11 protein-coding genes are annotated in these 12,809 nt (G+C 64.7%); 8 read left to right on the top strand and 3 right to left on the bottom strand.

Features of this window, described 5'->3' with window-relative positions; all coding sequences use genetic code 11:
* Positions 1–145 precede the first annotated feature (145 nt).
* From RIN79_RS05840 to cysQ, 4 genes are all read left to right on the top strand, one after another.
* Entirely contained in the window at positions 146–1,261 is a 1,116-nt protein-coding gene (locus RIN79_RS05840) for a DegT/DnrJ/EryC1/StrS aminotransferase family protein (protein WP_309083689.1), read from the top strand.
* A 297-nt stretch (positions 1,262–1,558) separates the two neighbouring features.
* Positions 1,559–2,464 carry a sulfate adenylyltransferase subunit CysD gene (cysD, locus tag RIN79_RS05845; protein WP_309083690.1) on the top strand — a complete coding sequence of 302 codons (906 nt, stop codon included), beginning with the start codon at positions 1,559–1,561 and terminating at the stop codon, positions 2,462–2,464.
* Positions 2,464–4,383 carry a sulfate adenylyltransferase subunit CysN gene (gene cysN / locus RIN79_RS05850; RefSeq protein WP_309083691.1) on the top strand — a complete coding sequence of 640 codons (1,920 nt, stop codon included), beginning with the start codon at positions 2,464–2,466 and terminating at the stop codon, positions 4,381–4,383. Before cysD ends, cysN begins: the two co-directional genes overlap by 1 nt.
* Complete coding sequence (gene cysQ / locus RIN79_RS05855) at positions 4,377–5,195, top strand: 3'(2'),5'-bisphosphate nucleotidase CysQ (RefSeq protein ID WP_309083692.1); 819 nt, start codon at positions 4,377–4,379, stop codon at positions 5,193–5,195. Before cysN ends, cysQ begins: the two co-directional genes overlap by 7 nt.
* 3 nt (positions 5,196–5,198) lie before the next feature.
* Here the strand turns inward: cysQ and RIN79_RS05860 are convergent, their stop codons facing one another.
* Positions 5,199–6,119 carry a carbohydrate kinase gene (locus RIN79_RS05860; RefSeq protein WP_309083693.1) on the bottom strand — a complete coding sequence of 307 codons (921 nt, stop codon included), beginning with the start codon at positions 6,117–6,119 and terminating at the stop codon, positions 5,199–5,201.
* 35 nt (positions 6,120–6,154) lie between these two features.
* Positions 6,155–7,306 carry an ROK family transcriptional regulator gene (locus RIN79_RS05865; protein WP_309083765.1) on the bottom strand — a complete coding sequence of 384 codons (1,152 nt, stop codon included), beginning with the start codon at positions 7,304–7,306 and terminating at the stop codon, positions 6,155–6,157.
* Positions 7,307–7,576: 270 nt separating this feature from the next.
* On the opposite strand from RIN79_RS05865, the gene RIN79_RS05870 reads away from it, so the two are divergent.
* The 3 genes from RIN79_RS05870 (at position 7,577) to RIN79_RS05880 (ending at position 10,574) form a co-directional block, all read left to right on the top strand.
* The gene (locus RIN79_RS05870; RefSeq protein ID WP_309083766.1) at positions 7,577–8,590 is read left to right on the top strand and encodes a sugar ABC transporter substrate-binding protein; all 1,014 of its coding nucleotides are present in this window, start codon (positions 7,577–7,579) and stop codon (positions 8,588–8,590) included.
* Positions 8,591–8,715: 125 nt separating this feature from the next.
* Positions 8,716–9,798, top strand: coding sequence for an ABC transporter permease (locus tag RIN79_RS05875; protein WP_309083694.1), 1,083 nt, complete (start codon positions 8,716–8,718; stop codon positions 9,796–9,798).
* Complete coding sequence (locus tag RIN79_RS05880) at positions 9,795–10,574, top strand: ATP-binding cassette domain-containing protein (RefSeq protein ID WP_309083695.1); 780 nt, start codon at positions 9,795–9,797, stop codon at positions 10,572–10,574. Before RIN79_RS05875 ends, RIN79_RS05880 begins: the two co-directional genes overlap by 4 nt.
* An 8-nt stretch (positions 10,575–10,582) precedes the next feature.
* Here RIN79_RS05880 and RIN79_RS05885 read toward each other — a convergent pair whose 3' ends face one another.
* Complete coding sequence (locus RIN79_RS05885) at positions 10,583–11,539, bottom strand: LysR family transcriptional regulator (protein WP_309083696.1); 957 nt, start codon at positions 11,537–11,539, stop codon at positions 10,583–10,585.
* Positions 11,540–11,716: 177 nt separating this feature from the next.
* Here RIN79_RS05885 and chvE point away from each other — a divergent pair, with 177 nt between their 5' ends.
* Positions 11,717–12,784 (top strand): multiple monosaccharide ABC transporter substrate-binding protein, encoded by a 1,068-nt coding sequence (gene chvE / locus RIN79_RS05890; RefSeq protein WP_309083697.1) that lies wholly within the window; start codon positions 11,717–11,719, stop codon positions 12,782–12,784.
* Positions 12,785–12,809: the final 25 nt, after the last annotated feature.

Consider the following 12,809-nt stretch of genomic DNA (forward strand, 5'->3'; position numbering starts at 1 on the left):
AAGCTTTGGCGACGCAAATGCGAAGAAGCAGCGGCAGATCACCGAGCATGAACAATGCTCGCAAGAGATTGAACGTTCCTTGCTGTTGCGAAACGGCCCGCCCGCGCCTATTCACCGCAAGGGTTTGAAGGGCAAGGCAGGTCTCATGCAATTCATCGATCTCGGCGCGCAGCGCGAGCGTATCCAGGACAGGCTGGAAAGAAGACTGGCCAAGGTGCTGGCCGAAGGACGCTATATCCTCGGGCCCGAGGTCGCCGAATTCGAGGAGAAGATGGCCGACTATCTTGGCGTGAAGCACGCCGTCGCCTGCGCGAACGGCACGGACGCGCTGCTGATCCCGCTGATGGCAGGAGGCATCGGCCCGGGTGACGCGGTCTTCGTGCCGAGCTTCACTTTTGCGGCCACCGCTGAAGTGGTGGCGCTGGCGGGCGCTTCGCCCGTCTTCGTCGATGTCAACGCAGACACCTACAACATCGACCTTGCGAGCCTCGAGGCGGCAATTGCCGCTGTCCGCGAGGAGGGAAAACTCGCGCCCAAGGCGGTCATTCCCGTCGACCTTTTCGGCCTTGCGGCCGACTATGCCGGCATCTGCAGCGTAGCGGCGCGTGAAGGCTTGTTCGTGATTGAAGATGCCGCGCAGGCCGTCGGCGGCTCCTCGGGCAACACGATGTGCGGCGCCTTCGGCGATGTGGCCGGCACCAGCTTTTATCCGGCCAAGCCCCTCGGCTGCTATGGCGATGGCGGCGCCATGTTCACCAATGACGGCGAGCTTGCGGAGATCCTCCGCTCCATCGCATTCCACGGCAAGGGCAAGAGCCAGTACGACAATGTGCGGGTCGGACTGAATTCGAGGCTCGACACCATTCAGGCGGCGGTCTTGCTGGAGAAGCTTGCGATCCTGCCCGAGGAGATGGAAGCGCGCCAGCAGGTGGCGGCGCGCTACAACGATGGCCTCAGCGATGTCGTGAAGGTCCCGGCGGTTCCGGCGGGCAATCGCTCCGCCTGGGCGCAATATGCCATCGAGACGCCGGCGCGGGACGCCGTGCGGGCGCGCCTCAAGGAAGAGGGCATCCCCTCCGTCGTCTATTACGAGAAGCCGCTTCACGTGCAGGAGGCCTATGCCGCCTACCCGCGCACGCCGGAGGGGCTTCCCGTTTCGGAAAGCCTCCCCGATCGCATACTTTGCCTGCCGATGCACCCTTATCTTTCCGAGGCCGACCAGGACCGCATCGTTTCGGTCATCCGCGCCGCGGTTAAATAGGGGCAGACCCCTCCCTCTTCTTGGCAGAGTGGTGAACGAAGCGAGCGGGGTGGGGCGCAAGGTCGAGTTCGGCTTCTCCACCCCATCCCCTCCGCTTGCGGCCCGATCCCCATCCAAGGGGGGATGAGCCCCTCCGGAAGAACTTTCCCCATTCCGCTCGAACGGCGCAAAATGCAGGATTCATCAGGGGGAGCGTTTAGTTTTGCCCGCCTTGAGAGCGCTGGCGGCGCAATGATATTTCCTTGTCTACTGACATTCGGCGCAGCGCGCCCAAGAACATAGACGAAGGTCCGATCAATGCCGGCACCGCTCACCCACCTCCAGCGCCTGGAAGCCGAGACGATCCATATTATGCGCGAGGTGGCGGCGAATTTCTCCAAGCCGGTGATGCTCTATTCCATCGGGAAGGACTCCTCGGTGCTCCTGCATCTGGCGATGAAGGCCTTCTATCCGGCCAAGCCGCCTTTCCCCTTCCTCCATGTCGACACGACCTGGAAGTTCAAGGAGATGATCGCCTTTCGCGACCGCATGGCGGCGGAACTCGGCTTCGATCTCCTGGTGCACATCAATGAGGAAGGCGTGCGCGAGGGGATCAATCCCTTCGACCATGGCTCGAACGTCCATACCCACATCATGAAGACCGTGGCGCTGCGCCAGGCGCTCGACAAATACGGCTTCGACGCGGCCTTCGGCGGCGCGCGCCGCGATGAGGAGAAGAGCCGGGCAAAGGAGCGCATCTTTTCCTTCCGCACGGCGAACCACACCTGGGATCCGAAGAACCAGCGGCCCGAGATGTGGAAGATCTACAACACGCGCGTCGCCCCGGGCGAATCGATCCGCGTCTTCCCGCTGTCCAATTGGACCGAGCTCGATATCTGGCAGTACATCCTGCAGGAAGAGATACCCATCGTACCGCTTTATTTCGCCAAGAGACGCCCAGTGGTGGACCGCGGCGGCATGACCATCATGGTCGATGACGAGCGCATGAAGCTCCTGCCCGGCGAGAGGATCGAGGAGCGGATGGTCCGCTTCCGCACGCTCGGCTGCTACCCGCTGACCGGCGCCATCGACTCGGATGCCACCACGCTCGAGGAGATCGTGGCGGAAATGCTGACCGCGCGCACCTCCGAGCGCCAGGGCCGCCTCATCGACCGAGACGAGGCGGGGTCGATGGAAAAGAAGAAGCGCGAAGGGTATTTCTGATGCTGAAGGTCAACACCGCCGCGCTGCTTGAGCCGGAGATCGAAGAGCCGGATATCCGTTCCTACCTTGCGGGGCAGGAGAAGAAGACGCTTCTTCGCTTTCTTACCTGCGGCTCGGTGGACGACGGCAAGTCGACCCTGATCGGGCGGCTTCTCTATGACACCAAGCTCATCTTCGAGGACCAGCTCGCCGCGCTGGAGCAGGATTCCAAGCGCCACGGCACCAACGGCAACGAGATCGACTTCGCCCTCCTGGTCGACGGGCTCGAGGCCGAGCGCCAGCAGGGCATCACCATCGATGTCGCCTACCGTTTTTTTTCCACGCCGAAACGCAAATTCATCGTCGCCGACACGCCGGGCCACGAGCAATATACGCGCAATATGGCGACCGGCGCCTCCACCGCCGATCTTGCGGTCGTGCTGGTCGATGCGCGCCAAGGCATCCTCCAGCAGACGCGCCGGCATTCGATCATCGCCGCGCTGCTCGGGATCCGTCATATCGTCCTCGCCGTGAACAAGATCGATCTCGTCGATTTCGACGAACAGGTCTTTACCCGCATCGTCGCCGACTATGAGGACTTCGCCAAAGATCTGGGATTTGCGTCGATCGTGCCGGTCCCCATCTCTGCGCGCCATGGCGACAACGTCACGCAGCTTTCCGAGAGAACGACCTGGTACACAGGCCCGTCCTTGATCGAGCATCTGGAGACGGTGGATGTGGAACCGAAGATCGGTGAGCAGCCCTTCCGCTTTCCCGTGCAATATGTGAGCCGCCCCAATCTGGATTTCCGCGGCTTTTCCGGCACGATCGCCTCGGGCACCGTTTTCGTGGGCGACGAGGTGACCGTCGCCAAGTCCGGCCGGCATACTCGGGTAAAGCGGATCGTCACCTATGACGGCGATCGTCGCAGCGCCTCAGAAGGCCAGGCGGTCACACTGGTGCTGGAGGACGAGGTGGAGGTCTCGCGCGGCGAGATGCTGGCCTCGCCGCAGGCCCGTCCGCAGGTGACTGATCAGTTCGCGGCCAATCTCGTCTGGTTCGATGAGCATCCGCTGCTGCCCGGCCGCGCCTATATCCTGCGCACCGAAACGGACCAGGTGAGCGCCACGGTCACCCAGTTGAAGCACCGGGTGAACATCAACAATTTCGCCCATGAGGCGGCGAAGTGCCTGGAGCTCAACGCGGTCGGGGTGTGCAATTTCTCGCTCCAGTCGCCCGTCGCCTTCGACCCGTTCCAGGAGAACCGCTCGACCGGTTCCTTCATCCTCATCGACCGGGTGACGAATGCTACCGTAGCGGCGGGCATGATCCTGCATCCGCTGCGCCGCGCGGCGAACATCCACTGGCAGGCGCTGGACGTCACCAAGGCGTCGCGAGCGGCGATCAAGCATCAGAAGCCGGCCGTGCTCTGGTTCACCGGCCTCTCCGGCTCCGGCAAATCGACCATCGCCAATCTTCTGGAAAAGAAGCTGCATGCCGCCGGCCGCCACACCTATATCCTCGACGGCGACAATGTGCGCCACGGGCTCAACCGCGATCTCGGCTTCACCGAGGAGGATCGCGTCGAGAACATCCGCCGTGTCGCCGAGGTGGCGCGCCTGATGGCTGACGCCGGGCTGATCGTGCTCGTCTCCTTCATCTCGCCTTTCCGCGCCGAACGCCGCATGGCGCGCGAGCTGATGGGCGAGGGCGAGTTCGTGGAGGTGTTCGTGGACACCCCCTTCGAGGAATGCGCCAGGCGCGACCCGAAGGGCCTCTACGCGCGGGCCCTCAAAGGCGAACTCAAGAACTTCACCGGCGTGGATTCCCCCTACGAAGCGCCCGAGCGCCCCGACATCCACTTGCAGACCGCCGCCCGGTCGGCCGAAGATATGGCGGACGAGTTGGAAACGTGGCTGCGGGAGCGCGGTTATTGCTGAGCCAGACCAGGCGACTGTTCGAAGACGAGGAGGCGCTCCTGGCGCTCTTCGAGGATCTGGCGCTCGCCGCCGGGCGCCAGATCATGAAGCACTACGAGGCGGGAGTGCGCGTCGAGGAAAAGCCCGACGCCTCGCCGGTGACCGAGGCCGACCGCACGGCCGAACGCGTGATCCTTGAAGGCCTGCGCGGCACCCTTGCCGGCGCACCCTGCGTTTCGGAGGAGGAAGCTTCGGGCGGCGTCCTGCCGGTCTGTGGCGACGACGGCTTTCTCCTCGTCGACCCGCTCGACGGCACGCGCGAGTTCATCGAGCGCCGGCCGGACTTCACCGTGAACATCGCGCTGGTGAGGGAGGGCGTACCAGTGGCCGGCGTGGTCTATGCTCCCGCGCGGGAGCTTCTTTATTCCGGACGGCCGGGTTCGGCGTTCGAAGCGGAAATCCGCGCCGGCGCGATAGTCGAACGCCGGGCGATCCATGTGCGCCCGCGGCGCGTGCCGCTCACCATCCTGGCGAGCCGCTCGCATCGCACGAAGGAGACCGACGACTTCATCGCCCGTCATCCGGGAGCCGAAATCACCTCCATCGGCTCCTCGCTGAAATTCTGCATGATTGCGCGCGGGGAGGCCGATCTCTACCCGCGCTTCGGCCGCACCATGCAGTGGGACACGGCGGCGGGCGATGCGGTGCTGCGGGCGGCAGGCGGCCGCACGCTGACGCTGGAAGGCATGCCGCTGACCTACGGGCCGAAGGGAGGCGAGGGGCTGGAGGCTTTCGTCAACCCGGATTTCCTCGCGGAGGGGCGGGCAGGTTAGGTCTCACACCTCGCTCGCCCACGGCGGATTGGCGCCGGCGCGCGAGACGGTGATCGCGGCGACGCGCGTGGCAAAGGAAAGCGCCTCGCGCACCGCATCCTCCCGAAGGGCGGCAAGGCGCTCCTTCGTCAGGAGGCCGCTCTTGCGAAGGGCGGCAAGAACCCCGGCATTGAAGGCGTCGCCCGCACCGACGGTGTCGACCACATCGACGCTGAGGGCCCCGATGATGAAGCTTCCGCCCTTCCAGTAGGCGGCCGCGCCGCTGGCCCCGCTGGTGACGATCACGAGCTTGGCCCCGCCGGCGAGCAGCACCTGCGCCGCTTCTCCCTTGGAGGCCGGCTCGCCGAACCAGGCGAGATCCTCCTCGGAAATCTTCAGGATATCCGCTTTCGCCATCATGCGCCGCATCCGCGCCTTGTGCGCCTTGGCATCCCCGATGAAGGCAGGCCGGATGTTTGGGTCCAGCATGATCACGCGCGAGGCGCTCTCGCGAGTCATGAGCGTTTCATAGGTGCTGCCGCAGGGCTCGGTGGCCAGGCTTATGCCGCCGAAGAGCAGCGCCTCGACTTCGGCGCCAAGATTCGGAAGGTCGGCTTCCGACAGCATGCGTCCGGCGGTGTTCTCGTCGTAGAAAAAATAGCTCGCCTGGCCGTCTTTCAGCGTGACGAAGGCCAGCGTGGTCGGCAGGCTGGAGATTTTGGCATGCGTCAGGTCGACCTTGCTTGCCAGCAGCGCCTCCTGCAGCCTGGCACCGAAAAGGTCGTCAGACAGCCCGGAGAAGAAGGAGACGGGCGCATCCAGCCTGCCGAGCGCCAGGGCGCTGTTGAAGACCGAGCCGCCCACATGGGGCACGAACGAGCTTTCACCCTCCGCCGTCTCGCGCGGAATCATGTCGATCAGCGCTTCTCCGCAGCACAGAATCATCCTCGTATCCTTTCCGCCGCAATGGAAATGGTCGCTCAGCTATAGCCGTTCACGGCCGATTGCGCACCGACAAGGAAGCGGTCGGCAAGCGGCAGGCTGGCGCCGCCCAATGCCCGCGCGTGATGCCCGACGGTGCCCTCGCGTATCTGCGGAAGGATGAGCCCCTCCGAATCGAGCGTGGCGGCGTGCTCCGTGCTGCGCCGCACGATCTCGGCGCGCACCGGAAGGGGCAGCCAGCCGTCGATGATCGCCGACTGGAAATCGATGACGGCGGCGGCCGAGACGATGGCATGGGCAAGGCCCCGCGCTGCCCCGTCCATCCAGCGGTCGAGCTCGGGTCCCAGATCGCCCCAATCCTCCGGCGATGTCCACAGGTGCCCGGCCTCCTCGCCGCGCGCGATCAGGGCGCGTTCGAGCACGCTGATGGACGCGACGTCGATGAGCTGGCGGATCGCTCCGTCCGGCGCCGGCACCGGCAGCGAGCCGAGCGCGCCGGCATTGCCCGTCCGGCCGCTGAAGAGCCGGCCACCGAGCGCGACGCCGCCGCCGACAAAGGCGCCGAGATAGAAATAGATGAAATCCCCCTGCGGCGGCGGACTGCCGAAGACGAGCTCGGCGCCGCAGGCTGAGGTGGCGTCGTTTTGCAGATAGACGGGAAAGGACAGGCGTTCGGCAAAAGCGGCGCGGATGTCGATCCGTTTCCATCCGTCCATGGCGCCGGGCGGTGCGCCGGCCGCATCGGCCCAGTTCCACAGCTCGAAGGGTATGGCAATGCCGAGGCCGGCCACGCGGCGCCATTCGCGAGGGTCGATGCTCGCCGCCATCGCCTCGATATCCTGCATGACGAAGCGAATCGTCTCGTCCGGGGTGGGATAGGCGTATGAATGCTGGCGCATGCGGCGGATCGCGCCGCAGAAATCGATGAGGGCCAGTTCCGAGCTGCGTCGGCCGATCTTCAGGCCGAGGAAGAAGGCTCCCTCCGGGTTGAGCCGCATGGGGATGGAAGGCTGGCCGACCCTGCCGCGCTGCGGATCGCCGCGGACAAGCAGCCGGTCGGCTTCGAGCCGGCGCATGATGACGGAGACCGTCTGCGCCGAAAGCCCGGTCATCCGGGCGAGATCCGCTTTGGCCAAGCTCCCATGCTGGCGCACGAGGGAAAGCACGAGCCGCTCGTTATAGTCGCGCATGCCGCTCTGGTTGGTGCCCAGATTGGGCCGCGCCACCCGCCCGCCCTCGCTCTCCCTGGCAAAGCCGCCTTCCACGCCAAACGTCCTCCCGCGGGATTTGGCGCAGAATGGTGCTGGCCGTGGCGTAAGTCAATAAATAAATAAGAGTGATTTATATATTGACAGGGAGCGCGCAGTCCTGTTTGCTCTGGCTCACGGTGCCTTTGCTTGTCAAAGCCCTGGCGCCGCGGAGGCCAAATTCTCGGGAGGAAGATTGTGAACTACGCGCTACTGAAATCGACTGCACTAGCCATCGCCGGTGCAGCGCTCTTCGGCTTTTCCGGACCGGCTGCCGCCCAGAATGCGGGCGCCTGCCTGATCACCAAGACCGATATCAATCCCTTCTTCGTCAAGATGAAGGAGGGCGCCACGGCCAAGGCGCAGGAGCTGGGCGTCCAGCTTTCGACCTATGCCGGGAAGGTGGACGGGGATCACGAGACGCAGGTCCAGGCCATTGAGACCTGCATCGCTTCCGGCGCCAAGGGCATTCTGATCGCTGCTTCCGACACAAAGGCGATCGTGCCCGTCGTGCAGAAGGCGCGCGATGCCGGCCTGCTGGTGATCGCCCTCGATACGCCGCTGGAGCCGATCGACGCGGCCGATGCCACCTTCGCCACCGACAACTTCAAGGCCGGCGAACTGATCGGCAAATGGGCCGCCGCGACCCTGGGCGACGAGGCGCAGAATGCCAAGATCGCCATGCTCGACCTGACGCCGAGCCAGCCTTCGGTCGACGTGCTGCGCGACCAGGGCTTCATGACCGGCTTCGGCATCGACGCGAAGGACGCCAATGTGATTGGCGATGAGGACGATCCGCGCATTGTCGGCCATGACATTACCAACGGCAATGAGGAGGGCGGCCGCAAGGCCATGGAAAACCTCCTGCAGCGCGATCCGGAGATCAATGTCGTCTATACGATCAACGAGCCGGCCGCTGCCGGCGCCTATGAGGCGCTGCAGTCCTTCGGCAAGACGGACGTGCTGATCGTCTCGGTCGACGGTGGCTGCCCGGGCGTTCAGAACGTCAAGGAGGGCATCATTGGCGCCACCTCGCAGCAATACCCGCTGCTGATGGCCTCCCTCGGCATCGAGGCGATCGCCAAATTCGCCGAGACCGGCGAGAAGCCGAAGCCGACCGAGGGCCTCGACTTCTTCGATACGGGCGTGAACCTTGTCACCGACAAGCCGGTGGAGGGCGTCGAGTCGATCAATTCCGAGGAGGGGCTGGCCCGCTGCTGGGGCTAGGCTTTCGCCGGGGTGCAAACGAGATGACGGGCGGCGGCTTCCTGCCGCCCCCGCGCCTTGATCGGCCTGTTTGACCCCGGCATCTTTTTCCGGTCACACTCGTCCCGAGGCTGGGAGGATCGACGATGAGCGAGGCGGGCACCGCAGCACGCGGACGGCAGGGATTTGAGGAGGCGGTCGACGGCGGCGATGATGCCGTGGCCGCCTTCGAGGGGCATGAGAAGACGCTGCTCGACCGGCTGCAGCACTTCCTCCACGCCAACCCCACGATGGTGCCGGTCATCGTGCTCCTGCTCAGCATTGCCGCTTTCGGCATCGTCGCTGGCGGCCGCTTCTTCAGCGCCTTCAACCTGTCGCTGGTCATGCAGCAGGTGTCCATCATCGGCATTCTCGCCGCGGCGCAGAGCCTGGTGATCCTCACCGCCGGTATTGATCTTTCGGTCGGCGCCATCATGGTGCTGATCTCCGTGATCATGGGCAATCTGGCCGTCAAGATGGGCGTGCCGGTGGGGCTCGCCATCCTGGTGGGGCTCCTCTGCGGAACGCTGGCCGGCATGCTGAACGGGCTCCTCGTGACCCGTATAAAGCTGCCGCCCTTCATCGTGACGCTCGGCACCTGGAACATCTTTTTCGCGCTCAATATCTGGCTCTCCGGGGCGCAGTCGATCCGCAGCCAGGAGATCGACGCGACGGCGCCGGCTCTCAAATGGTTCGGCGAAAGCATCGGGATTGCCGGCGCGCAATTTACCTATGGCTCGATCCTGATGCTCATCATCTTCGCCGTGCTCTGGTATGTGCTGAACCGCACCGCCTGGGGCCGGCACGTCTATGCGGTGGGCGACGACAAGGAAGCGGCCGAACTTGCCGGCATCCGCACCAACAGGACCTTGGTGCAGGTCTATGCGGTGGCCGGCTTAGTGTGCGCCATCGGCGCCTGGGCGGCGATCGGCCGCGTGGGTTCGGTCTCGCCGCAGAGCTTTCAGGAAGCCAATCTGCAGTCGATCACCGCCGTGGTGATCGGCGGCATCTCGCTCTTCGGCGGGCGCGGCTCCATCGTCGGGCCGCTGATGGGGGCGCTGATCGTCGGCGTCTTCAACTCGGGTCTCAGGCTTGCGGGGGTGGATGTGCTGTGGCAGGTCTTCGCCATCGGCTGGCTGACCATCATTGCCGTCGCGCTCGACCAGTGGATCAGGAAGGTATCGTCATGAGCGAGCCGGTCCTCACCGCGCGCGGGCTGGTGAAACGCTTCGGCCGCGTCGTCGCACTCAACGGCGCCGATTTCGACCTTTATCCCGGTGAGATCCTTGCCGTGATCGGCGACAACGGCGCCGGCAAGTCGACGCTCATCAAGGCCATCTCCGGTGCCATCCGGCCGGACGAAGGGGAGATCCGGCTCGAGGGCAAGCCCGTCAGCTTCCGCTCGCCGCTGGAGGCGCGCCAAGCGGGTATCGAGACCGTCTATCAAACCCTGGCGCTTTCGCCGGCGCTTTCCATTGCCGACAACATGTTCTTGGGCCGCGAGATCAGGAACCCCGGCTTCTGGGGGCGCTGGCTGCGCGCGCTCGACCGCGAGAAGATGGAGCGCATCGCGCGTGAGAAACTCTCGGACCTCGGCCTGATGACGATCCAGAATATCGGCCAGGCAGTGGAGACGCTTTCGGGCGGCCAGCGCCAGGGCGTGGCGGTGGCGCGCGCCGCCGCCTTCGGCTCCAAGGTCATCATCATGGACGAGCCGACGGCGGCGCTTGGCGTGAAGGAGTCCCGCCGCGTGCTGGACCTCATTCAGGACGTGCGCTCGCGCGGGATGCCCATCGTGCTCATCTCGCACAACATGCCGCATGTGTTCGAGGTTGCCGACCGCATCCATGTGCACCGGCTCGGCCGGCGGCTCTGCGTCATCAGGCCGAAGGATTTCACGATGTCCGATGCGGTCGCCTTCATGACGGGCGCCAAGGAGCCGCCGGCCGAGGCGATGGCGGCTTGAGGTGAACTCTACTTTTGCGGGAGCGACGCCACCTGCTCCCGCGCAAGCTCCTGCAGGATCAGCTCCTTGAGCCTTTCGGCGAGCGGCGACAGCGGCCGGCTCTTAAGCGAAAGCAGGTGGTACGCGTCCACCACCAGCGGCTCACGGATCGGCAGGACGGCGAGCCCCAGGCCACCGCGGTTTCCCCCCAGAAGCTCGGAGACTTCGCGCGAGAGCGGCGCGATGGCATCGGAGGTGACGAGCAGCGCGATCATGGCGAGCAGCGACGTGGTGTTGATGATGTTGCGCGGCAGGGCTCCTCCCGCGGCAAGAAAAGCCTCCTCCACGACCACGCGCAAGGGCGAGCCGACCGACTGCAGGATCCATTCGTAGTCGCTGAGCTCGATGATCGACAGGGCGTTGACACTGGCAAGCGGGTGATCCCGGCGCACGACGAGGTCGACGGTCTCACTGCGGCCGGGCGCGATGAGAAAGTCGCGCGCGTCGAAGGGCGGCGGCACGCGGCCCAGCACGAAGTCGAAATGGCCGGCCATGAGATCGCGGATCAGCGTGTCGCTCGGCGCCACGTCGATATGCACATCGGCATTGGGGGAGGTGGCCTTCAGCTTCTGGATCGCCGGCACCACATAGCCGACCGCCGCGCCCGTCACGGCGCCCACGCGCACCCGGCCGCCCTTGCCCAATTTGAATTCCTCGACCTCGACGATGGCCTCGCGCAGCTCCGTCAGCAGCGTCTCGGCGTGGCGGGCGAGAAGCCGGCCCACCTCGGTGGGGCTCATGCCCTTGGCGTGCCGGTCGAAGAGGGAGGCCCCGACGAGCCGCTCGATCTGCGTGAGCATGCGCGAGGCGGCGGGCTGCGTCATGGAGAGGGCCGCTGCCGCGGGGCTCAGCTGGCCGTGCTCGGCGATGGCGGCGATCAGGCGGAACTGGCTGAGCTTCAGCCTGGATGTGATGTCCTTGATCATTCCGCATTCATAGCATTTTGGGTATGAGTAAAAACCAAAAATGCATTTGATTGGTATAACCCTCGTCCAATAGGTTCGCCGGCGGATCAGGTGATCCAGTTCGTTCTTGCACACCACCACCGGGCGCGGTCAAATGTCATCACATGGGGCCGTGCCCTGTGGCTATGGGAGGAATAAATGAGAAAAATCACATCCATCTTCACGTCGCTTGCCTTGGGGGCGGCACTTTTCGCGGGCGCGGCTCAGGCGCAGGACAAGGGCCTGATCGGCATTGCCATGCCGACGAAATCCTCCGCGCGCTGGATTTCCGACGGCAACTCGATGGTCGAGCAGTTCCAGGCGGCCGGCTACCAGACCGACCTGCAATATGCCGAAGATGATATCCCGAACCAGCTCGCCCAGATCGAGAACATGATCACGAAGGGCGTCAATGTGCTGGTGATCGCGGCGATCGACGGCACGACGTTGTCCAACGCGCTGGAGAATGCGGCGGCGGCGGACATCAAGGTCATCGCCTATGACCGCCTGATCCGCGACAGCGAGCATGTCGACTACTACGCCACCTTTGATAATTTCCAGGTCGGCGTGCAGCAGGCGACCTCGCTGGTCGACGGCCTCAAGGAACGTTTCCCGGATCAGAAGCCGTGGAATGTCGAGCTCTTCGGCGGCTCGCCCGACGACAACAACGCCTTCTTCTTCTACGATGGCGCCATGTCGGTGCTGCAGCCGATGATCGACTCCGGCGAGATCGTCATCGGCTCCGGCCAGATGGGCATGGACAAGGTGGGAACGCTGCGCTGGGACGGCGCGGTTGCGCAGTCGCGCATGGACAACCTTCTGTCCGGCTACTACACGGACAAAGAGGTGCACGGCGTCCTGTCGCCCTATGACGGTCTGTCCATCGGCATCCTCTCCTCGCTCAAGGGCGTGGGCTACGGCTCGGGCGACCTGAAGATGCCGATCGTCACCGGCCAGGACGCGGAGGTCCCCTCGGTCAAGTCGATCCTCGCCGACGAGCAGTATTCCACCATCTTCAAGGACACGCGCGAACTCGCCCGCGTCACGGTCGGCATGGTGGACGCGCTGCTTCAGGGCAGCGAGCCGGAGATCAACGACACCAAGACCTATGACAACGGCGTCAAGGTCGTCCCGTCCTATCTCCTGAAGCCCGTGCTGGTCGACAAGAGCAACTGGGAAGAGGTGCTGATCGGCAGCGGCTACTACACCAAGGATCAGGTCCAGTAACGAACAAGACCCTGATCCCGGCCCT

The organism is Chelativorans sp. (genome assembly GCF_031180965.1).
Lineage (GTDB): Bacteria > Pseudomonadota > Alphaproteobacteria > Rhizobiales > Rhizobiaceae > Chelativorans.